Annotated in this window: 17 protein-coding genes; 11 read left to right on the top strand and 6 right to left on the bottom strand. The window is 64.9% G+C overall.

Annotation, left to right across the window (positions count from 1 at the left end):
* Positions 1-88: 88 nt before the first annotated feature.
* From IVB45_RS30655 to ftsH, 6 genes are all read left to right on the top strand, one after another.
* Positions 89-2,419, top strand: coding sequence for an EAL domain-containing protein (locus tag IVB45_RS30655; protein WP_247358260.1), 2,331 nt, complete (start codon positions 89-91; stop codon positions 2,417-2,419).
* A 161-nt stretch (positions 2,420-2,580) separates the two neighbouring features.
* Positions 2,581-3,345 carry a hypothetical protein gene (locus IVB45_RS30650; RefSeq protein ID WP_247358261.1) on the top strand — a complete coding sequence of 255 codons (765 nt, stop codon included), beginning with the start codon at positions 2,581-2,583 and terminating at the stop codon, positions 3,343-3,345.
* 257 nt (positions 3,346-3,602) lie between these two features.
* Positions 3,603-4,091: a peptidoglycan-associated lipoprotein Pal gene (gene pal / locus IVB45_RS30645; RefSeq protein WP_007596304.1), complete on the top strand. Its 489-nt coding sequence runs from the start codon at positions 3,603-3,605 to the stop codon at positions 4,089-4,091.
* 187 nt (positions 4,092-4,278) lie between these two features.
* Positions 4,279-5,334 (top strand): tol-pal system protein YbgF, encoded by a 1,056-nt coding sequence (gene ybgF, locus IVB45_RS30640; RefSeq protein ID WP_247358262.1) that lies wholly within the window; start codon positions 4,279-4,281, stop codon positions 5,332-5,334.
* Between the two features lie 76 nt (positions 5,335-5,410).
* Positions 5,411-6,526 (top strand): tRNA lysidine(34) synthetase TilS, encoded by a 1,116-nt coding sequence (gene tilS, locus IVB45_RS30635; RefSeq protein WP_247358263.1) that lies wholly within the window; start codon positions 5,411-5,413, stop codon positions 6,524-6,526.
* 214 nt (positions 6,527-6,740) lie between these two features.
* Positions 6,741-8,663, top strand: a complete 1,923-nt coding sequence (gene ftsH / locus IVB45_RS30630) for an ATP-dependent zinc metalloprotease FtsH (protein WP_007596301.1) — start codon at positions 6,741-6,743, stop codon at positions 8,661-8,663.
* Between the two features lie 159 nt (positions 8,664-8,822).
* On the opposite strand, the gene IVB45_RS30625 is transcribed toward ftsH, so the two are convergent.
* A complete protein-coding gene (locus IVB45_RS30625) occupies positions 8,823-10,316 on the bottom strand; it encodes a hypothetical protein (RefSeq protein WP_247358264.1) in 1,494 nt (497 codons plus the stop codon).
* 297 nt (positions 10,317-10,613) lie between these two features.
* Here IVB45_RS30625 and IVB45_RS30620 point away from each other — a divergent pair, with 297 nt between their 5' ends.
* Entirely contained in the window at positions 10,614-10,778 is a 165-nt protein-coding gene (locus tag IVB45_RS30620; protein ID WP_027570346.1) for a Flp family type IVb pilin, read from the top strand.
* 173 nt (positions 10,779-10,951) lie between these two features.
* Here IVB45_RS30620 and IVB45_RS30615 read toward each other — a convergent pair whose 3' ends face one another.
* Positions 10,952-12,442 (bottom strand): hypothetical protein, encoded by a 1,491-nt coding sequence (locus IVB45_RS30615; RefSeq protein WP_247358265.1) that lies wholly within the window; start codon positions 12,440-12,442, stop codon positions 10,952-10,954.
* A 294-nt stretch (positions 12,443-12,736) separates the two neighbouring features.
* Here IVB45_RS30615 and IVB45_RS30610 point away from each other — a divergent pair, with 294 nt between their 5' ends.
* A complete protein-coding gene (locus tag IVB45_RS30610) occupies positions 12,737-13,417 on the top strand; it encodes a TetR/AcrR family transcriptional regulator (protein WP_027520003.1) in 681 nt (226 codons plus the stop codon).
* A gap of 151 nt (positions 13,418-13,568) precedes the next feature.
* On the opposite strand, the gene pyk is transcribed toward IVB45_RS30610, so the two are convergent.
* Together pyk and IVB45_RS30600 are read right to left on the bottom strand one after the other, a co-directional pair.
* The gene (pyk, locus tag IVB45_RS30605) at positions 13,569-15,005 is read right to left on the bottom strand and encodes a pyruvate kinase (protein ID WP_027570348.1); all 1,437 of its coding nucleotides are present in this window, start codon (positions 15,003-15,005) and stop codon (positions 13,569-13,571) included.
* Positions 15,002-15,595 carry a DUF1036 domain-containing protein gene (locus tag IVB45_RS30600; protein WP_027570349.1) on the bottom strand — a complete coding sequence of 198 codons (594 nt, stop codon included), beginning with the start codon at positions 15,593-15,595 and terminating at the stop codon, positions 15,002-15,004. The genes pyk and IVB45_RS30600 overlap by 4 nt, the downstream gene beginning before the upstream one ends.
* 178 nt (positions 15,596-15,773) lie before the next feature.
* On the opposite strand from IVB45_RS30600, the gene IVB45_RS30595 reads away from it, so the two are divergent.
* From IVB45_RS30595 to IVB45_RS30585, 3 genes are all read left to right on the top strand, one after another.
* Positions 15,774-16,076 carry a DUF1244 domain-containing protein gene (locus tag IVB45_RS30595; RefSeq protein ID WP_007596287.1) on the top strand — a complete coding sequence of 101 codons (303 nt, stop codon included), beginning with the start codon at positions 15,774-15,776 and terminating at the stop codon, positions 16,074-16,076.
* 210 nt (positions 16,077-16,286) lie between these two features.
* Entirely contained in the window at positions 16,287-16,559 is a 273-nt protein-coding gene (locus tag IVB45_RS30590; RefSeq protein WP_007596286.1) for a DUF2312 domain-containing protein, read from the top strand.
* A 60-nt stretch (positions 16,560-16,619) separates the two neighbouring features.
* A complete protein-coding gene (locus IVB45_RS30585) occupies positions 16,620-17,042 on the top strand; it encodes a DUF1801 domain-containing protein (RefSeq protein ID WP_247358266.1) in 423 nt (140 codons plus the stop codon).
* A gap of 15 nt (positions 17,043-17,057) precedes the next feature.
* Here the strand turns inward: IVB45_RS30585 and IVB45_RS30580 are convergent, their stop codons facing one another.
* Entirely contained in the window at positions 17,058-18,680 is a 1,623-nt protein-coding gene (locus tag IVB45_RS30580) for a DUF882 domain-containing protein (protein ID WP_247358267.1), read from the bottom strand.
* A gap of 287 nt (positions 18,681-18,967) precedes the next feature.
* Complete coding sequence (locus tag IVB45_RS30575) at positions 18,968-21,127, bottom strand: L,D-transpeptidase family protein (protein ID WP_247358268.1); 2,160 nt, start codon at positions 21,125-21,127, stop codon at positions 18,968-18,970.
* Positions 21,128-21,460 lie beyond the last annotated feature (333 nt).

Genomic DNA, 21,460 nt, shown 5'->3' with positions numbered 1-21,460 from the left:
ACAACTCGACTTTAACGATGTTCCCTCAGAAAGACTTCATACCGGATCGGTAAAACTGCGCTCCAGACAGGACGCGCGTAAACACCAGATGCAGTTTGCAAGTCAGAGCGGAGAGCCGGAACAGCGGCCGCCGAAAACTTCGGCGGCGCAAATCGATTCGCTGTTCGAAGCGCCTGGCCCGTTGCTGGCCGGACTCATTTTCGTGTCGATTGGTGCGGCCCTGACCGCGCTGAGGACGGGCGAGCCGCTGATCTGGGCGTGCGTCGCACTTCTGATCCTGGCCGGGTCCGCGCGGGCGATCGACCTGCGCCTCTATCAGGCACGTCAGGCGGTCATGACCGTCGAGGCGGCCGCACGCTGGCAGAAGCGCTATCAGATCGGGGCAAAGATCCAGGCGGCTGCGATCGGCATCTGGTGCGCCACCGCCCTGTTGGCCACGGACGACGCCGTGGCTCACATGATAGCCTTGTCGGTCACCACCGGAATCGCGGCGGGCGGCGCGGGCAGGGCATATGGCCGGCCTGCGATCTTCCACCTCCAGGCCGTGCTGATTTTCGGCCCGGCCGTGCTTGCCCTGGCGCTGCGTGGAACGCCCTACTACATCGCGATGGCGCTGGTCAGCGGCGCGTTCCTGATGGCGATCATGCAGCTTTCGGTGAATCTGCACCGAATCTTCATGGGAGCGGTCGTGGCACGGGAACGTGAAGCCGCGCTCGCCGGCCAGTTCGATACGGCGCTGAACAACATGCCGCACGGCCTCTGCATGTTCCGCGTCGACGGACAGCTGGCGGTCATGAATCACCGCTTCGGCGCAATGATGAACCTGCCGGAAGGTCTCGCGCAGCGCGGCATCAACGCGCGTGACATCGTCGCGGCGTGCGTCAGCGCCGGATCCATCTCGGCTGGGAGCGGCGAGCGGATCGTCGCGGACATCGAGAGTTCGCAAGCCAAGGAGATCATCACCGCCGATCCCGACACGCAGCGAAACCGGTCGTTGTCCTGGACTGTCCAGCCGATGGCTGACGGCGGCGCGGTGGTGCTGCTCGAGGACATTACCGACCGTCGCAGCGCCGAGGCCAAGATTACGCATCTGGCGCGCTACGACGACCTCACCGCGCTCCCCAACCGCGTTCATTTCCGCGACGAGATCGAAAGGCTGCTGGCGATCTCGCACGACGCCGAGCGCCTGTCCGCGCTGCTGTTCGTCGATCTCGACCAGTTCAAGCAGGTCAACGACACGCTCGGCCATCCCTGCGGCGACCAGCTGCTGTGCGCGGTCGCCAACCGCCTGCGCGAGATGCTGCGCCCGGAGGATTTCGTCGCCCGCTTCGGCGGTGACGAATTCGTCGTGTTCCAGGAGAACATCTCCTCGCCCGAGGACGCCGCCGCGCTGGCGCGCCGGATCGTCGAACGGCTGAGCGAGCGCTACCGCATCGACAATCATCTGGTCGAGATCGGGGCCAGCGTCGGCATCGCGTTGACCTCTCCGGAGGGCGTCAGCGCGGACACGCTGCTCAAGAACGCCGACATGGCGCTGTACCGGGCCAAGGCCGACGGCCGCGGCACCTTCTGCTTCTTCCGCGACGAGATGGCGGCGACCGTGGAGGCGCGCCGCATCCTCGAGCTCGACCTGCGCAAGGCGCTCGCCAACGAGGAATTCGAGCTGTTCTACCAGCCGCTGGTGAATTTGAAGTCCGGCAAGATCACGACGTGCGAGGCGCTGCTGCGCTGGAATCATCCGGTGCGCGGCACGGTCTCGCCGGTGGACATCATCCCGGTCGCCGAGGACATGGGGCTGATCGTCGATCTCGGCCGCTGGATCCTGCGCCGCGCCTGCATGGAATGCATGAAATGGCCGGAGGGCGTCAACGTCGCCGTCAACTTCTCGCCGCAGCAATTCCACCAGCGCGACGTCTTGAGCGAAATCCGCTACGCGCTCGAGGTTTCGGGGCTCCCGGCGCATCGGCTGGAGATCGAGATCACCGAATCCTCGCTGTTGCGCAACACCCAGCTGACGCACGACATCCTGTCGCAATTGCATGCGATCGGCGTGCGCATTTCGCTGGATGATTTCGGCACCGGCTATTCGAGCCTCAGCTACCTGCACAATTTCCCGATGCAGAAGGTGAAGATCGACCGCTCCTTCCTCGAAGGCATCGATGCCGACCGGCCGCTGACGCTGCTGCGCGGCGTGGCGCGGCTGTCGGCCGATCTCGGCATGGCCGTCGTGGTCGAGGGCATCGAGACCAATGATCAGCTGGAGCTGATCAGCGCCGACGGCACCGTGACCGAAGGGCAGGGCTATCTGTTCAGCCGGCCGGTGCCGGCAGTCCGGATTCGCCAATTGCTCAATGCCTCGCATGGCCGTCGCGGGGCTGAGGACCAGATCGTCATGGTGTCCTCGCGATCGATCGCCTGATCTTTCTCTGCCTCACTCCTCAACGTATTTAGCTCTCGTTCGTCCGTGTTTTTGCGGGCTGCAAAGGTTAACCCTAACGTTTCTAAGCCTTTGCAATTCCGTTAATGAACCATTAATCTCCCCACACTCGCAGAAGTTGCTTTGGAGTGTAGGGGTACTGGATGACGTCTGGAGCTGAACCGCAAACGGTGCTCCTTCCGCGGGGAGCCGCTCTGTTTGACCGCATCGATTACCGCCTGATCGAAACTCCTGAGGACCGAGACAACCTCTATCTGATGCGGTACCGGGCCTATCTGCATGCCGGACTGATCGAGCCGTCGGAGTCGCGGCGCGTGACTGATCGCTTCGACGATGCGCCCAACACCTGGAATTTCGGGGTCTATGTCGATGGAGAGCTCTGCAGCTCCGTTCGCATTCACGTCCTGACGTCTGACTGGCGAATGTCCTACACGACCGAAGTGTTTGGCGACGTCTTGCATCCCCGCCTCGACCGCGGCGAAGTTCTCATCGATCCATGCCGGTTTGTTGCTGATCCCGAAAAGCACCAGCGTTTTCCGGAGCTGCCCTATCTGACGGTGCGGCTGGCTTTTGTGGCTTGCGATCATTTCAACGCCGACACCGGGCTGGCCATGATCCGGACCGATCATCAGGCGTTTTATCGTCGCATCTTCCTGCACGAGACTATTTCATCGGAGCCCCGCGGGTTTCCGGGCTGGCCCACCAAGAAGGCCGTGCTGATGGCGTCCGATTTCCGGAACCTGCGGGAAAAGGTTCTGACGCGCTTTCCGATCATGCGCTCCAGCGCTTTTGAGCGGCGCATGTTGTTTCAACGCAGCAGCCCGCGCCAGGCGGCCCCGCGGCCGGTGTCGCTGGCCACGCAGCGGACCCCGGACGTAGCCGCCTCGGCAACGGGTTCTGCCCGCTAGGCCCCAAGGTCAGGCCCCAGCGTCTCCACGCGAGAGCCTAAAATTCCAGCAAGGGCCGCGGTTTTTGCCGGTCGGCGCGGCTTGCCTTCACCATCGCGCCACATTTACAACCCATTAACCATGACGGTTGCTTTTCGCTGGTTGGGGGCATTTGACCGGCTGTGGCAAGGTTCCATCAAGGTTGACGGAACGTTCGCTTAACCAACCCCCTGTAGACCGGACAGCAGTGGACGAAACGTGAGCGTGGAGGCTCCGGAATGAAACATCCTATGCGCATCCTCCAGGGATTGAAGCTGGCCGCGGTGCTTGCCGTCGCGTTGTCGATGGGTGCCTGCGCCAACAAGAATGCTGCCACGGATGCGATGGCCAACGCGGCGACGCCGGGCAGTCAGCAAGACTTCGTCGTCAATGTCGGCGACCGCGTGTTCTTCGAAAGCGACCAGACCGATCTGACCCCGCAGGCGATCGTGACCCTGGAGAAGCAGGCGCAGTGGCTCCAGAGCTATCCGCGCTACAGTTTCACCGTCGAAGGTCATGCCGACGAACGCGGCACCCGCGAATACAACATCGCGCTCGGCGCCCGCCGCGCCCAGTCGGTGCGTTCGTTCCTCGCCTCGCGCGGCATCGATCCGAACCGCATGCGCACGATCTCGTACGGTAAGGAGCGGCCGGTCGCCGTTTGCAACGACATCTCCTGCTGGTCGCAGAACCGCCGCGCCGTCACCGTGCTGAACGCGAGCTCCTGACCATTGGTCAGGCGCCGTTCATCTTCAGAAACCGATTATGCCGGCGCCCTCTCGGGCGCCGGTTTCGTTTCAGCCATCTGTGACGGAAACCCCTTTGTTTCAGTCACAGTTTTGGCGTACTCCGCTTCAATGTGTGGCGCGTCGAATGTTCGGTCGCAGGCCATTTCGCTTTCGTCGTCAGGGCAAGATGTCATCCAGATTTAAGGTCTTCACCGGCACCGTGGCGATCGCCGCGCTGCTCTCTTTGTGCTCGCCCGCCCTCGCACAGTCGGACGATGCAGATCCCGAGATGCGGATCGAGCGGCTGGAGAACCAGTTGCGCCAGCTCACCGGCCAGAACGAAGAGCTGCAATATCGCAACCGCCAGCTCGAAGAGCGGCTGCGAGCGCTCGAGGGCGGCGCGCAAGGCGCGCCCGGCCAGACGCCGGTCCAGCCCAACGTCGCGGCCATGCCGCCCGCGCAAGCCGCCCCGGCCTATCGCCAGCCGCCGCACCAGCAAGCGGCCCAGCCGAATTACGAGCAGCCGCAAATCGCCTCTCCGGCGCCGATCGTTCAGGAGCAGCCTGCGCCCGGCGCGCCGGGCCCGCGCCGCCGCGGCGATGCCTTCGACCCGAACCAGAGCCCGAATGCGCCGGGTGCGCCGCGCGCGCTCGGCGGCGGGCAGCAACCGATGCCTGCAGGTGCCCCGAGCGGCGCGCCCGGCGGCCGTGGCGCCGGCGAACCGCTTGATCTCGCCAACAGCGGCCCCCGCTATCCGCAAGCGGCCGCGCCTCAGGCTGCGCAGCCCGGCTATCCGCCGGCCCCACCCGGCTCTCCCGCGCCCGCAGGCGCCCCGGCGCTGACGACGCTGCCGCCCTCGGCCACGCCACGCGACGAATTCGACCTCGGCATCGGCTACATGCAGCGCAAGGACTATGCGCTGGCCGAACAGACCATGAAGAACTTCTCGCAGAAATATCCGAGCGACCCGCTGCTCGGCGACGCGCAATACTGGCTCGGCGAGAGCTATTTCCAGCGCCAGCAATATCGCGACTCCGCGGAAGCCTTCCTCGCCGTCACCACCAAATACGACAAATCCGCCAAGGCGCCGGATGCCCTGCTGCGGCTCGGCCAGTCGCTGGCGGCGCTGAAGGAAAAGGAGGCCGCGTGCGCCGCCTTCGGCGAAGTCGGCCGCAAATATCCGCGCGCTTCCGCCGGCGTCAAAGCCGCGGTCGACCGCGAGCAGAAGCGCGTGAAGTGCTGAGGCGCAGCGATTGATCCTGACAAGATTGATGGCGCTGCGCTAAACAGTCGGTCCATCCGCGGACGATTGCAGCGTCATGCCAGAGGACAATTCACCGATCTCGGCGCGTGAGGCCAAGCGCCTCTTCGCAGGCCTGAAAGGCGCGCAGGGACTGCTGCTCGCGGTCTCCGGCGGGCCCGACTCGGTGGCGCTGATGTGGCTTGCGGCGCGCTGGCATCGCAGCCTCGCGCGCGGCCCGCGTCTCACCGTCGTCACGATCGACCACGGCTTGCGGCCGGAGGCGGCGCGCGAGGCGCACGAGGTCAAGCGTCTGGCGACCGGGCTTGGCTTGCCGCATCGGACCCTGCGCTGGCGCGGCGCCAAGCCGAAAACGGGTCTGCCGGCCGCCGCACGCGAAGCCCGTTACCGCCTGCTCGTGCAGGCCGCACGCAAGGCTGGTGCGAGCCACGTGCTGACCGCCCACACACGCGACGACCAGGCCGAGACCGTGTTGATGCGTCTTGTCCGCGGCAGCGGATTGGCCGGGCTGTCGGCGATGGCCCGTCTCACCGAGCGCGACGGCGTCGTTCTTGCGCGTCCACTGCTCGATGTTCCGAAATCGCAGCTGATCGCGACCTTGAAGCGGGCGAAGATCGGCTTTGCCGACGATCCCACCAACCACAACGCTGCCTTTACCCGGCCGCGGCTGCGTGCGCTGCTTCCGCAGCTCGCGGCGGAGGGTGGTGATGCCCGCAGCCTGGCCCGGCTCGCGGCAAGGCTGGCACGCGCCAATGCGGCCGTCGAGGTGCTGACCGATGGAGCCGAGCGCTTCCTCCGTTTGCGGGATCGCGGCGATGCGCCGCAGGCCGGCGTTCGAAGCTTCGAGGCCCCCGTGTTTGCCGCCCTGCCGGAGGAGGTCCGGCTGCGGATCCTGCTGCGGGCCGTCAACGCGTTCGGGCATGAGGGACCGGCGGAACTCGGCAAGGTCGAATCCCTTCTGGCCGTGCTCGATCAGGCCATTGCCGCAAGTCCCCGCGCACCCGCAAATGGCCGGCCGGCCCTGAAGCAGACGCTTGCGGGAGCCTTGATCAGCCTTGTCGGGGGACGTATCCGCATCGGGCCGGCGCCGGCCCGGCGCAAGGGTGGATCAAGGGTGGATAGGGGCGGATCATCGCACCGGCCGTTTCGAGACCGCGCCGTGAGGACACCTTAACCAGGCAGGAAAAAGCGGGATCTGGGTGCCATTATTTCAGCGGGAATCGGACTAAGATGGGCTAAATAGTCCCATCTCGTTCCCTTGGCAGCGACCGGAGCGACACCTAGATTGTATCCGTCTAACCGAGAGGATTCCTTGGGGATTTCCTCGCGCTGCCCAAATAACTGCCCAAGGCTCAGGCCGCGATCCGCGCGACCACGAAGGAAGATCGATGAACGCCAATCTGCGCAATTTCGCCCTCTGGGTCATCATTGTCCTGCTGCTGTTGGCGTTGTTCACGCTCTTCCAGAATCCGGGTCAGCGCGCCTCCTCGCAGGACATCGCCTTCTCCCAGCTCCTGAGCGAGGTTGACCGCGGCAATGTGCGCGACGTCGTGATCCAGGGGCCGGACATCCACGGCACCTTCACCAACGGCTCGAGCTTCCAGACCTATGCGCCGAGCGATCCGACGCTCGTGAAGCGCCTCTATGACAGCAAGGTGCAGATCACCGCGAAGCCGCCCGGCGACAACGTGCCGTGGTTCGTCTCGCTGCTGGTCTCCTGGCTGCCCTTCATCGCGCTGATCGGCGTGTGGATCTTCCTGTCGCGGCAGATGCAGGGCGGCGCCGGCAAGGCGATGGGCTTCGGCAAGTCGCGCGCAAAAATGCTGACTGAAGCGCATGGCCGCGTTACCTTCGAGGACGTCGCGGGCGTCGACGAGGCCAAGCAGGACCTGCAGGAGATCGTCGAATTCCTGCGCGACCCCGGCAAATTCCAGCGCCTCGGTGGCCGCATTCCGCGCGGCGTGCTGCTGGTCGGCCCTCCCGGCACCGGCAAGACCCTGATCGCGCGTGCGGTCGCGGGCGAAGCCAACGTGCCGTTCTTCACGATTTCGGGTTCTGACTTCGTCGAGATGTTCGTCGGCGTCGGCGCCAGCCGCGTCCGCGACATGTTCGAGCAGGCCAAGAAGAACGCGCCCTGCATCATCTTCATCGACGAAATCGACGCCGTCGGTCGGCACCGTGGCGCCGGCCTCGGCGGCGGCAATGACGAGCGCGAGCAGACGCTGAACCAGTTGCTGGTCGAGATGGACGGCTTCGAGGCCAATGAGGGCGTGATCCTGATCGCCGCGACCAACCGTCCCGACGTGCTCGATCCCGCGCTGCTGCGTCCCGGCCGCTTCGACCGTCAGGTCGTGGTGCCGAACCCCGACGTCGTCGGCCGCGAGCAGATCCTCAAGGTCCACGTCCGCAAGGTGCCGCTGGCGCCGGATATCAACCTCAAGACGATCGCGCGCGGCACCCCGGGTTTCTCCGGTGCCGACCTGATGAACCTCGTCAACGAAGCCGCGCTCACCGCCGCCCGTCGCAACAAGCGGATGGTGACCCAGGCCGAGTTCGAGGAAGCCAAGGACAAGGTGATGATGGGCGCCGAGCGCAAGTCGCTCGTCATGACCGAGGAAGAGAAGCTGCTGACGGCCTATCACGAGGGCGGCCACGCCATCGTCGGCCTCAATGTCGTCGCGACCGACCCGATCCACAAGGCGACCATCATTCCGCGCGGTCGTGCGCTGGGTATGGTCATGCAGCTGCCCGAGCGTGACAAGCTGTCGATGTCGCTGGAGCAGATGACCTCGCGCCTTGCCATCATGATGGGTGGCCGCGTCGCCGAAGAGCTGATCTTCGGCCGCGAGAAGGTGACTTCGGGTGCGTCGTCGGACATCGAGCAGGCGACGCGTCTGGCACGCATGATGGTGACGCGCTGGGGCCTGTCCGAGGCGCTCGGCACGGTGTCCTATGGCGAGAACCAGGACGAGGTTTTCCTGGGCATGTCGGTGTCGCGCACCCAGAACGCATCGGAAGCGACGGTTCAGAAGATCGATACCGAGATCCGGCGTTTCGTCGAAGAAGGCTACAACGAAGCAACCCGTATTCTCACCGAGAAGCGCGCCGATCTCGAAGCTCTCGCCAAGGGCCTGCTCGAGTTCGAGACGCTCTCCGGCGACGAGATCATCGACCTGCTCAAGGGCAAGAAGCCGAACCGCGAGTCCGTGCTCGAGCCGACCACGCCGCGCGCCTCGGCGGTGCCTCCGGCCGGCAAGTCGCGCCCGCGACCCGATCCGGATCCCGGCCTGGAGCCGCAGCCGCAGGCGTAATCGCGAGCGGCAGATCGAATTGAAAAACGCGGCGGAAACGCCGCGTTTTTTGTTGGGTGGTGGTGCGTCGGCGAACGACTCGTCGTTGCGAGGAGCTCTTGCGACGCTCGCAGTGACGACGTTGAGGCAGGGCAGGGTTGCCTCGCAATCACCTTGGCGCTAGGGCTTCGCGCTCGTCGCCGACCCACCTACCGTGTTGTCCCGCACGTGGATCACTGCGATGTCGTCCGTATAGATCCGCTTCCAGCCCTTCAGCATGTCCAGGATCTGCGGTCCGGGCGCGTCGGCGGCCAATAGCGTTGCGTCGATCTTGTGCTCGTCGAGCAGCCGCGGAAGCAGCTCGGGCTTCTTGCCCTCGGTCGCCTTGAAGAAGTCCATGACGAATTTCTCGCCATAGAGCTCGGCGCGACCGTCGACGTAAACAGGGACGTCGCGCGAGATCAGATAGCCGCCGAACTGATAGGCGTTGAAGACGCGCTGGACCTTGCGTTGTTCGAGCAAATCGACTGCCGCGACCGGCGTCTGCGTCATGGTGAAGCTGAAGCTGTGGTGGCCCATATAGAGCGAGGTCGAGGCCCAGCTTGCGGCGACGATCATGAGTGCGCCAAGCGCGGTGACATAGCGGGCCGGCCAGCGGTCGGCACCGGGTGCGTCCGGCTGCGGGCGCGAGGCCAGCTGGCCGAGCGGCTTCGCCAGCACCAGCGGCACCAGGAACGCGAACGCCTCGATGCTCCTGACGTGGGTCAGCGCGCTCCAGGTCAGGAACAGGATCAGGAAGATCCTGGGCGCAGAGAGCACGAGGCCGCGATAATAGCCGAACGCGATCAGGCCGAGCAGGGCGCCTTCGAACGAGGAGAAGGTGGCAAAGTTCGCCGGCATCCATTCGAAGATCAGCGAGAGCAACTCGCCCAGGCTCAAGATGTTGGTGGCGCCCAGCAGCGTTCCCCAGCCGTACGGCGTACAGCAGCTCGCGACCAGTGCACCGATGCCGAACAGCACCCAGCGCAGGAACAGCTGAAGCCGCCGCCCCTTCTCGGCGTGCTCGACGGCCTCGAGCGCGATCGGACCGATCAGCGCCAGACCGAGCACGAAGCCGCCATGCAAGTTCGCCCACAGCGCCATCAGCGGCAGCCAGTACCAGGACGGCGCGCTCCTGCGGTCGGCGGTCGCCATCAATAGACCGACCCATGCCACCATGACAGGCAGCGCCAGGACGTGCGGACGCGCCAGGACGTGATGCAGCGACAGCAGCAGGGCCAGCATCGCAAGCAGCACTGCGCGCGGTGCCTCGATCTGCACGTCGAGCAGATAGACGAAGATCGCGGCCGTGAGCGCGACTCCCATCGCGGTGAGGATGACGGGACCTGCCCAGCCCAATTGCGCATAGGAGAGAGCGAACAGCACCTGCGACAGCCACGACGTTGAAATCCACGGCGCGCCCGTCCGCGTGAAGGAATAGATGTCCGTGTACGGCATAGCGCCGTGATCGATGATCCATTGTCCGATCTTGATCTGCCAAAACGAGTCGGAGTCCTGAAGCAGCGTATCGCCGACATACATGAAGAAGAGATAGGCGCCCGCACCGACGCACAGCGGCACCAGGGCTCGCGCACGACCCTGCACCGTGATGCTGTTGGCAAAGGAAAGGGACATGCCGCGTCGTCGTCCTGTTGTTTTGTCGGGGTGCCGAGCGATCGACATTGGACCACGGCGGTCATAATTTCGGGTAAACCGGTGATACCGGGCCGGCTTGATGTCTCGACAATTTAACGGATCGTTTTAGATTTCGGTTTACCATCGGCGAATACACGCAAACCGCTCTGTATTTCCGCAGTCGAATTAACTGCGGCGCAATTCTTTGCCACTACGTTCGCATCCATGGTCGAGCGGCGCTGGGAAGCCAAAAAGACCAGATCAGTTGTAGCCTCGTGTACTCATTTGGAGCTCTTTATGAAGAACCTCGTTGCGAATTTCGCGAAAGATGAATCCGGCGCCACCGCCATTGAATACGGTCTGATCGCCGCCGGCATCGCGCTGGCGATCATCACTGTCGTCAATAACCTGGGCACCACGTTGAACGCCAAGTTCACCTCGATCTCGTCCAGCCTCAAGTAAGACTGAACGGACCAAGAGTAGAAAGAGCCTTGTCCCGGACAAGGCTCTTTTCTTTTGTGCCAAGCCTTTCGTGCCAAGTCTTTCGTGCCAAGTCTTGTTCTAGCGAAGTCTTTTCTTCGCCGAAGCCGTCGCGTCCATGCGAGTCCGCGACGGTTAAACGCCTGATCCGCGGCTCACGGTGCTGAGGGTAGCTTCGCCGGTGCGTCATCGCGGACGTGGATGACGGCAAGGTCATCCGAGTAGAGCCGCTTCCAGCCCGGCACGTGGTCCATGATCCTTGCGGCGGGAGTCGATCCGTTCAGCAGTGTGGCGTCGATCTGGTGGGTATCGAGCAAACGCAGCAGAGTCTCAGCGTTCTTGCCTTCGATGGCGTCGAAATAGTCGAGCACGAACTGCTCTCCATACAGCTCGGCGCGGCCATCGATGAAGGTCTTGAGGTTGCGGAAGATCAGATAGCTCCCGATCGGCGCGGTGCTGAAGATGCGCTGCGCGTGCCGCTGCTCGAGCAGATCGACTGCGGCCCGAGGGGTCGGATTGCGGATAAAGGCATACCGCGTCGGCGTGGCATAGGACCGCGTGATACTCCAGCTGGTCGCAACGATCACGAGCGCCGCGATCGCGGTCACTGCAAAGGAGGGCCGTGCTTCAGCCCGTGCGAGCGCGACCGCTCTGGCCGTGCCCAATTGTTCGGCCAACGGTTTCGCCAGCACGAGCGGTGTCAACAATGCAAAGACCTCGATGTTTCTGACGTGGTTGAGTGCCGCCCAGACCAGGCCGAGCAGCAGAAGAATGCGGGTCCACGGCAGCACCAATCCTTTGTAGTAGCCGAGGGCGATCAATCCGAGCAGGCTGGCACCGAACAAGTCGAACGAGCTGAAATCGGCGGGCATCCACTCCGAGATTTGCGAGAGCACCTTGCCGAGGCTGAGGATTTTCGCCGATGCGAGCGGCGTATTCCAGCCATAGGGCGTGCAGCAGCTTGCGGCAAGCGCAGCGAGCCCGAACAAGGCCCAGCGCGACGCCGGTGCAAAGCGGCCCTTGCGATCGGTGGACGCGATCGCATCGAGGCCAATGGGCCCAATCAGCGCCAGCCCCATGACGAAGCCGCCGTGAAGATTGGCCCATAGCGCCATCAAGGGAAGCAATAGCCACGACGGCGCGGTGCGCCGATCGGCGGCCGCCAGCAGCCCGCCGACAAAAGCCAACATGACAGGCAGTGCCAGCATGTGCGGGCGGGCGAGAAAGTGGCCCATCGACATGAAGAGGAGCGGGGTGACGAGCAGAAAGGCGCGCGCAGGCTCCAGATAGGGCTCAAGCAGGTAGACGAAAATCGCTGCGGTCGCTCCGATCGCGAGCGACGTCAGGATAACTGCCCCCGACCAGTTGGACGGCTCGTAAGCCAGCGCGAACAGGACTTGCGATAGCCAGGAGCTCGAGATCCAGGGCTCGCCGGCTCGCGTGAAGGAATAGATGTCGGTATAGGGCAGGGCGCGGTGTTCGAGAATCCACTGCCCGATCTTGATCTGCCACAGCGTATCGGTATCCCGCAGCATGATGTCGCCGATGCCCAGGAAGAACAGGTAGACGCCGGCGGCGATGCAGAACGGCAGTAGCCAGCGCGCAACACCGCGGACGGGCACGCTGCTTGTCATGGAAATCGACATCGGATTCTCGGGGCTGAAACGACAGCACGCAGCAGCGCGCAAGCATCGGCAAGCTGAGCATGATCGCTTTTAAGTTGAGGTAAACCGGATCGTCATACCGCGGCCGCGCCGAGCAAGAATGCGTTTACCTGCTCTTGTCGCGCCGAAGTTTGTCTCGCGCGCATATGCTCATTTGTGTCTTGTCATCCGCCCTGAATAGTTGTTCAGTTCTTGAGGGCGATTTGGGCGAAGATTAGCGAATAAGCAGGCGGTCGGGCTTTGCGCCGGACGGATGCTGGGGACAGGAAGCGCGCCATGGTTTATCGGCGGACGCATCAAGTGGTGAAGCGCCTTGCGGCCCGGCGCAGTGCGATACTGGCGGCGGCGCGGGAGGCGGCGGCGGAAGGCGGGATGGCGGCGGTGCAGATTGCGCCGGTCGCGCTTCGCGCCAGCGTCGCTGCGGGTACGGTCTACCGCTACTTCCCATCCAAGGCCGATTTGATCTCCGAATTGATCGCCGAAGTTTCCCGCGACGAGCTCACGGCGATCCGGCGAGCCGCCGATGCCGCGCCGGGGCCGTCTTCGGCGCTGGCGGCGGCGGTGACCACCGTGGCGGTGCATACCCTGTCACAGCGCAGGCTCGCCTGGGGCATCCTGGCCGAGCCGGTCGATGTCGATGTCAGCGCTTCACGCCTCGCCAGCCGGCGCGAGATCGCGGGCGAGATGGCCTCGCGGATCGACGCCGCCGTGCGCGCCGGCCACCTGCCGGCGCAGGACACCGCGCTCGCCGCCACCGCGCTGCTCGGCGCCTTGCACGAGGCCCTGGTCGGACCGCTCGCGCCGGACAATCTCGACGATCCCGCCAGGATGCGCGATGCCGTGCAGACCGTGACGCTGCTGGCGCTCCGCGCGGTCGGCGTCATGGACGCCCGCGCCAGGGGTCTGGTCGTGCAGCAGACGCTGCTGCCGGCGGCGAAAGCGCTGGTTGGGGCCTAAAACGTCAGCCTGATCGACCGGCGGACCTGATCGCGCCCAGGCCATTGCCAGAGCTCGCCTTTTCGAAAAACCTCAGCACATGCGCCGGACCCGCCGGCTACTGTGCATGGGGTTGTTTTCGACATTTTTCGTTTGCCGTGTGTTGGCGGGCCTAGATATTCGCTTCGCCCTCTGGGCCGACCGAGGCGATGCGCACCATGTTGGTGGTGCCGGGGATGCCGAGCGGCACGCCGGCGACGATGATCACGCGCTGGCCTGCCCGGACGAAGCCGTCGCGGAACGCGATCTGGCCGGCGCGGCTTACCATGTCGTCCTGGTCGCGCGCATCTTCCGCCACCACGCAATGTATGCCCCAGACGACCGACAGCCGGCGTCCCGCCGCGACGTTCGGCGTGATCGCCACGATCGGCGGCTTCGGCCGCTCGCGCGCCACGCGCACGGCCGTCGATCCCGAACTGGTCCAGCAGATCAGGGCCGGCAGGTCGAGCGTCTCGGCGATCTGCCGCGCGGCGTCCGCGATGGCATCGCCGGCGGTGGCTTCCGGGGCGGGGCGCTGTGCGGTGATGACGGAGCGATAGATCGGGTCGCGCTCCACCTCCTCGCCGATGCGATTCATGGTCGAGACAGCCTCGACCGGGAATTTGCCGGCCGCCGATTCCGCCGACAGCATGATGGCGTCGGCACCTTCATAGACGGCTGTGGCGACGTCGGAGACTTCGGCGCGGGTCGGCACCGGCGACTGGATCATCGATTCCAGCATCTGCGTCGCGATCACCACCGGCTTGCCGGCGCGCCGCGCCATGCGCGTCATCTGCTTCTGCAGGCTCGGAACGCGTTCCAGCGGCAGCTCGACGCCGAGGTCGCCGCGCGCCACCATCAGGGCGTCGGAGGCGTCGATGATGTCGGCGAGGCGATCGATCGCCTGCGGCTTCTCGATCTTGGCCATCACCGCCGCACGGCCGCGGATCATCTTCTTGGCCTCGAGCACGTCGTCGGCGCGCTGCACGAAGGACAGCGCGATCCAGTCGACGCCGGTGACCAGCGCCGCCTCGAGGTCGGCGCGGTCCTTCGGCGTCATCGCCGAGACCGGCAAGTCGGTGTCGGGCAGGCTGACACCCTTGCGGTCGGACATCCGGCCGCCGACCACGACGCGCGTCACCGCGTGCTCCTTCGACGTCTCCTCGGCGATCAGCCTCACCTTGCCGTCGTCGAGCAGCAGCGAATGGCCCGGCCGCAGCGCGGCCAGGATCTCCGGATGCGGAAGCTGGACGCGGGTGGTGTCGCCCGGCGCTTTGTCGGAATCCAGCGTGAAGGTCTGGCCGTTCTGGAGCTGGACCGCGCCTTCGGCGAAGGCACCGAGCCGGAGCTTTGGGCCCTGGAGGTCGACCAGAATGCCGATCGGCCTTCCGTAGCTGCTCTCGACGTTGCGGATCGTTGCCACCAGCTCGCGCATCTTGTCATGCGGGGTGTGGCTCATGTTGATGCGGAACAGGTCGGCGCCGGCCTCGAACAGACGGCGGATCATCGCGAGGTCCGAAGAAGCGGGTCCCAGAGTCGCGAGAATCTTGATACGGCGAAGACGCCTCATGGCTTATTTCCAGACGGGGGCGAGGGAGCTGGCGGGAGGCCAGGCGCGGCGGGGGGCGTACCACCGGGCGGGCCATTGGGCAAACCCGGAACCCCCGGACCAACCGGGCCGGGGAGACCAGGCACGCGCTGCTGTTTTGACGGCTGCTCGTTGGCATCGGTGAGCTGAACGGTCCAGGCCCGCTGCTCGCCGGTATCGACCTCGAAATAGCCGGTCCGGTCATAGCCGCGCGCGAGGCAATCCTCGGTGCCGCGGATGGTGAACTCCTTGTCGCGCGAGCACATGAAGGCCTGGCCCGACCATTCGCCGCCGCGGTCATAGTCGATGGCGTAGATGTAATAGAAGCGGGCCACCAACGTTCCCCGCAGCAGGGTCTCGCAGGAACGGGACGAGATGTTCCACCAGCCCTCGGTGGTCCAGCCCTCGGCATCCTTGTAGCCGAGCGCGATGCCGACCCGGCTCGATGTGTTGTTGCAAAGCCGGAAATCGGCCGAGGCCGGGCTGGCCCAAAAGCATAGCAAGCCAACCACCAGCACCGGGACCAACCGGGCGAGCAGGCGAAGGGGGGAGCGGGGAGATTCGGCGATCATTGTCGCGGAAGCTATATCAGATCATTGACGATTTGGCGTAGGGCCCGGGAACTGCCCGAAGCCGGCTTTGCGCCCGTTTGCGCCGCGATATGGCAAAATCTGTGACAGGCCCCACCTGATCTCGTAAGGGTGACCCATCCAGGTCACTGCCAATTTCGCAAAGCCGAGGGATCCAGCCATGGCAATCGACGACAAAACCAGAACGGAACTCGAGGCTGCCGCTTTCCGGCGCCTGGTCGATCATTTGAAGACGCGGACAGACGTCCAGAACATCGACCTGATGAATCTCGCAGGCTTCTGCCGCAACTGCCTGTCCAACTGGCTCAAGGACGCCGCCGACGCCCAAGGCGTCGCCTTGAGCAAGGACGAGAGCCGGGAAGCCGTCTATGGCATGCCTTACGAGGCCTGGAAATCGAAATACCAGGGCGCGGCCACGCCTGAGCAGCTCGACGCCATGAAGAAGGTTCATCCCGGGCACTGAACGGCCGCGCCGGCAGCCTGATGTGCGGTGCCCTTGAGTTGCATCACACAACAGCTTTCTTCGACGTGCCGTAGGAAGGTGTGGGCGCGCTGTGGACGAGCGCGATGCTGCCTTGAACCCGAGAGGTCCGAACCCTAAGGGTCTAACCAGCACGCGCGGTGAGGATGCCGGCGTCACCTCGTTTTTGCCAGTTCCATTGGGAGTACCAAGATGGCCACCTCCGCCGCCGTCCGCGACGACGAGCCCGCGACGAAATTTGCCAAGGACCAGCTCAAGTCCATCATCGAGCGCATCGAGCGGCTGGAGGAAGAGAAGAAGGCGATCTCCGACGACATCCGCGACGTCTTCGCCGAGGCCAAGGGCAACGGCTACGACGTCAAGGCGCTGCGCACCATCGTGCGCATGCGCAAGCAGGACCCGAACGAGCGCGCCGAGGCCGAGACGATCCTCGAGACCTACATGCAGGCACTGGGGATGATCTGAGGTATCGGTGTCGTCCCGGCTTTGGCCTGGGCGACACCATGTCGATCGAAGGAGACCGCGGTGACTGCGCCGCCGCTGCCGCGCGAGGTAAGCCGTGCCTACGACGCTTTTCCGGCGTCGATCGGCAAGCGGCTGCTTTGGGTACGCGAGCTGATCTTCGCGACCGCCGCGGCGCATGAAGGCATCGGCCGTCTCACCGAAACGTTGAAATGGGGCGAGCCTGCTTATCTGACCGAAGAGACCGGCAGTGGCAGCACGATCCGGCTCGGCCGCCTGAAGGACTCCGCGCACGCCGCGATTCTGTTCAACTGCAAGACGACGCTGGTCGATACCTTTCGCGAACGCTTTCCCGATCGGTTCGAATATCGGCAGACCAGGGCGTTGCTGTTGCCGGTGTCGGGCAAGCCGCCTAAGCGGGAGCTATCGGTCTGCCTGTCGCTGGCGTTGACGTATCATCTGGATCGACAAAGGAAGAAGCGTTAGCGGCGCGCGAAGACCTCAGCGCAACGCGGCGGTCCGCATGACGAACGACGTCGTCTCGAGCTTGGCGGTGGCGGTGCCCGAGAAGCTGTCGCACGACAAGCCCTGCATCGGATCGTCGGCAAAACCCATGGCGATCACGGACTGCGGCTTGACGAAGTAGGCGCGCATCGCGGCCGTGTCGAGCTCGCCCATCAGCGTGACCGACATCGCGCGGCTGGCGCTCGGCGACAGCATCACGATCTTGAGCCAGATACTTTCACCCTTGGCTGCGGAGAGCCGGGTCGCGGTTGCGACCATGCCGTCGACGCGCTTGCCGACCACCGTGTTGATCTCGGTCGCGGGTGCAAGGTTACGCGACGCGGAGGCGGGACGGGCGGAGCGCGGGATCGGCGCGGAGGCGGCGACGACATTGGCGCGGTCGACCGGGGAGGCGGACGCCGGCGCGTAGGCCAGTGCCTGATAGGCGGCGCTGGACACGCTCGCGGTCGGCTGCGGATCGGTGGCGGCGGCAAGCGCCTGCCGGGCCTTCAGCGCAGCCACTTGAGCCGGCGTCGCCTGTTGCGGCGTGGCCGGGGCGTCCCAGAAGCCGCGGGCATTGATGATGTCGGCGGGCGTCTCGGGCTTGGCGTCAGCAGATTTGCCGGCGGCCGGCTTGTCAGCCACGGGCGCCGGCTTCGACTTGGGCAGCGCGACGAGCTGCGCATCGGCCGAGGCGAGCTGAATCGTCGCCGCGACCGACGGCTTGGCGCGCGGCGTCGGCACCGGATCGGCCGGCTTGGTCGCGGCGGCGACCACGGTCGGCGCGACAGGCTTCGCGGCCGGAGCGGGCGCGCCCTCGTCATCCTCGTCGTTGCTCGCGGCCGCCGGAGCCGGCTTGCCCTTGAACAGGGCGGCAAAGAAATTCGACTTGCTGCCGGAATCTTCGCCGCTGCCGCGCCGCTCGATCTCGGCCTTGGCGAGCTCATAGCCCTTCAGCGGCGTACCGTCGGTTGGGACATGGACGGTGCGTCCGTCCGGGAAGACCCGGGCGAGCTGGTCATGCGTCATGCGCGGCCAATGCCGGATGCTGCCGGTGTCCAGATGTACGAACGGCGAGCCTGAGGTCGGATAGAAGCCGACGCCGCCGCGCTGGAGGCGCAGGCCGGCGAAGCGGATCTGCTCCAGCGGCACGTTCGGGATGTAGAAGTCCATCGCATGCCCCAGCATGTGCTGGCTGAAGCGCGCCACGCCGGAGGAGCGGCGGCGGAGCATGGAGTTGGTGGCGGGCGAGCGGTAGGCGGAGATGATCTGGATCGGCTGCTTGCCGTCGACGTCGCGGTAGACTTCCCAGAGGATGTCGAAGAGGTGACGGTCCATGACCGTCTCGTCCTGGCTGCGCCAGTCGCGCAGGAAGTGATTGAGCTGCTTCAGCGCCGCTTCGTCGTAGCGCCCGTCGCGCTTGAAGGTGACGGTAAGGTCTTCGCCGGAATGGGTGTGGTGGAAGGAGAGCGTCTTGGTCTCGTTGAGCGCGGCGGCGTCATGAACTGAACCCGCGGCAGCAAGCAGCAATACGGCAGCGAGGCCGATCCGTGATCCGGCCTTCACTCCCGCATGGGACAACGACAGCACAGCGAATTGGCGTGCGATTCCAGTCAGCACGTTAGAGCCCACCCAGTCGACGAGCGTTCAAAATGGACTCTCCCGCTAACCCCGTAGCGCGCGAAAGAGGATGAACGCTTTGTTAAAGCGAGAAGGTTAATTCGAGGTTGACCTTCCCGCCCCCAAACCAAGTCAGATCGCGAACCTAACCGGGTGAGTGTGGCGAAAAAAGGCCCGCTGCCCGAGGTCAGGTGGAGAATGGTTAACGTTAAGCGACCCCATCCAGAGGATGAGGTCGCTGATTTTATTGCTGAATTTCAGGAAATCAGACCCGGGGCGGGCCTGGCTCAGCGGGTGAACACCCGCTGCTGCTGCGGACGGCGGCCGACCGGAGCCGGCGGCGGGGTCGGCGCTCCGAACAGGCGCTCGAAGAAATTCGGGCCGGACGAGCCGCCATTGGCCGCCAGGACGCCGTTCGGCAGCGTCGTTGCCGGGCGTGAATAGCTCGGCTGGGAGTGCGCGACCACGTTCTCGAGATCCTTGCCGCGACCGTTCTTCAGGATGTTGATCATGGTCGCGTCGCGGCCATAGACGTCCTTGCGGAATTGCAGCTTGCCGCCATCGTCCACGAATGCGGTCTGATAGGTGATGTTGACCGGGATCGGGGTCGGGAATTTCAAGTCGATCTCGCTCTTGCCGTACATGCTGCGGATGCGTTCCGGCGTGTACTTCTCGTTCGGCATCGCGATGTTGAGCAGGACCGACGCGTACTGATCCGGGTTCTGCACGCGCATGCAGCCGTGGCTGAAGGCGCGTTCGTCCCGGGCGAACAGGTTCTTGTCCGGCGTGTCGTGTTGATAGACCAAGAACTTGTTGGGGAAATTGAAGCGGATGCGGCCGAGCGCATTGGCTTCACCGGGCGGCTGCGAGATGTGCACTGAACCGTCGCGGTTCTGCTCGAGCTTGAGGCCCATGCGCTGGAGCACGGTCGGGTCCTGCTGAAGTGCCGGCAGATATTCGTTGTAGACGATCGACGGCGGCACGTTCCAGGTCGGATTGACCGTGATGTACTTCATCGTCTCGGTGAGCAGCGGGGTCGCATGCGTGCCGGGCTTGCCGGTGACGACGCGGGTGGTCCAGACCTGCTGGCCGCGCTGCATCACCTTCAGCGTGTAGTCGGGAATGTTGAGGATGACGTAGGCATCGCCGAGGGAGGGGACGCCCAGGTCGCGCGGCAGCCAGCGCCAGCGCTCCATGTTCACCAGCACCACGTCGATCTGCTTGTCGCGCTTCGGGGTGTTGATCGCCTTGACCGTCTTGTCGTCGAGGATGCCGGTCGCCTTGATTTCGGCGCTGTTCTGGAACTTGCGCACGGCTTCGGCGACCGGCGCGTCATAGCGGGTGTCGTTGGCGTTCTCGGTGATGCCAAGCTTGGCGCGCAGCTGCGGCACGCGCGGATCTTCAACGACGATTTCAGCCTGCTTCTTGCCGGCCGGGGTGTATTTCAACGTCGGACCATCGGCGATCTCGATCACCGGGCCGTTGCCCTGGCCGCGGAGCTCTGCGAGCTTCGCCTTCAGCTCCTTGTAAAGCTTCTGCGGCGGATTGTAGCTGTCGAGCGCCGCGGAGGCGTCCGCCGCCGTCGTGACCTTGGCGAGCACCTCGTTCGGATCGATCGGATGCTCGGGATAGAGGATGTCGCCGCTGACCTGTGACCAGTGCATGCGGCCGCTCTGAGCCTGGCGCGCATAGTCGAACATGCTGGCGGTGAGCTTGAGCTCGGCATCGGCGAGTGTATCGGGTGTCGTGGCGGCTGCGAAGTCCGGCAGCGGGTAATCGGCGGGATTGAGACCGTCGGACGCCGCGTCTTTCAGCCGTGCGATCACGCCCTTGGCCGCAGCGGTCAGGCTGCCGGCCTGGGTCCAGACCGGCGCGAAGTCGCGTGCACCGTAAAACTTCTCGATCGTCGCGCGCTCGTTCTTGCGGTCGAAATAGCGTGAAGCCTTGGCGCCGATGGCGTCCTTGAGCTTGTCGGCGACCGGCTGGTCGGCGGCGGGAACGTTGCTCGCGGCCTTCACCGGCTCCGAGGCCGGAGCCGCAGCGGTGGCGGGCGCGGCCGGCGTTGTCGCCGTGTCGGCCTTGGCAGGTTCCGTCTTCGCCGTCTCGCTCTTCGGCGCCTCGGTCGCCGGCGTGGTGGCGACGTCGGAAGGCTTGGTCTCGACCTTGTCCGGCGCGGGAGCGGCTTCGGCCTTCACGGGTTCCTTGACCGGCTCCTTTGCCGAGTCCTGAACCGTGGCGGTGGTGTCGAGCTTGATGTCGGATGCGGTCGGGGGCGGGACGTTTGCGGGTTCGGGGCGCGGGATCGCGGCTTCGATCGCGAGCTCGGCAGCGCTGCTGCGCGCCTGATCCTGCGCCAGGGCCGAGCTGGCCGATACCGTGAGGAAGGTCGCCGCGACCGTCATCAAGACACGGTCAAAGCCTGCACGGTGGTTCAAACAGTCACGCATTGTGTCGCACCCCTCGGGTGAACTGTCCCCCGTGGAACAGCTTCGTTATCGCCTATTGAGCTTCGGCTAAACCGCGCCGGCCTCTCGAAAGTTGCACGCCTGCACGCAACGAATCCTACGCAGACGATATACAGGCCCCGATTTCGCAGCCAGCGCTACCCGGGACAACTCACGACAAACTGACTTCAAGCAAGCCTCTTGGCAACGGATTGTGCGCTTCTGCCACGCGCTTTTCCCTGTGTCTGTCACTTCCAAGTCACGGTTCAAATCGCAGTCGAATTCCGTCGTCGTACGAACGGCTTACAGTCGTATCGCTCCGCCCGGACGAACCTC

The organism is Bradyrhizobium sp. 4, assembly GCF_023100905.1.
Classification (GTDB): Bacteria; Pseudomonadota; Alphaproteobacteria; order Rhizobiales; family Xanthobacteraceae; genus Bradyrhizobium.
This window is presented reverse-complemented; position numbering and strand designations above follow the sequence as displayed.

Coding starts and splice junctions, on each gene's coding strand:
- IVB45_RS30650 (WP_247358261.1), top strand. CDS start 2,581: ATGACGTCTGGAGCTGAACCGCAAACGGTGCTCCTTCCGCGGGGAGCC.
- IVB45_RS30655 (WP_247358260.1), top strand. CDS start 89: ATGCAGTTTGCAAGTCAGAGCGGAGAGCCGGAACAGCGGCCGCCGAAA.
- IVB45_RS30595 (WP_007596287.1), top strand. CDS start 15,774: ATGGCAATCGACGACAAAACCAGAACGGAACTCGAGGCTGCCGCTTTC.
- IVB45_RS30600 (WP_027570349.1), bottom strand. CDS start 15,595: ATGATCGCCGAATCTCCCCGCTCCCCCCTTCGCCTGCTCGCCCGGTTG.
- ybgF (WP_247358262.1), top strand. CDS start 4,279: ATGTCATCCAGATTTAAGGTCTTCACCGGCACCGTGGCGATCGCCGCG.
- IVB45_RS30615 (WP_247358265.1), bottom strand. CDS start 12,442: ATGTCGATTTCCATGACAAGCAGCGTGCCCGTCCGCGGTGTTGCGCGC.
- IVB45_RS30590 (WP_007596286.1), top strand. CDS start 16,287: ATGGCCACCTCCGCCGCCGTCCGCGACGACGAGCCCGCGACGAAATTT.
- pal (WP_007596304.1), top strand. CDS start 3,603: ATGAAACATCCTATGCGCATCCTCCAGGGATTGAAGCTGGCCGCGGTG.
- IVB45_RS30625 (WP_247358264.1), bottom strand. CDS start 10,316: ATGTCCCTTTCCTTTGCCAACAGCATCACGGTGCAGGGTCGTGCGCGA.
- tilS (WP_247358263.1), top strand. CDS start 5,411: ATGCCAGAGGACAATTCACCGATCTCGGCGCGTGAGGCCAAGCGCCTC.
- pyk (WP_027570348.1), bottom strand. CDS start 15,005: ATGAGGCGTCTTCGCCGTATCAAGATTCTCGCGACTCTGGGACCCGCT.
- IVB45_RS30610 (WP_027520003.1), top strand. CDS start 12,737: ATGGTTTATCGGCGGACGCATCAAGTGGTGAAGCGCCTTGCGGCCCGG.
- ftsH (WP_007596301.1), top strand. CDS start 6,741: ATGAACGCCAATCTGCGCAATTTCGCCCTCTGGGTCATCATTGTCCTG.
- IVB45_RS30620 (WP_027570346.1), top strand. CDS start 10,614: ATGAAGAACCTCGTTGCGAATTTCGCGAAAGATGAATCCGGCGCCACC.
- IVB45_RS30575 (WP_247358268.1), bottom strand. CDS start 21,127: ATGCGTGACTGTTTGAACCACCGTGCAGGCTTTGACCGTGTCTTGATG.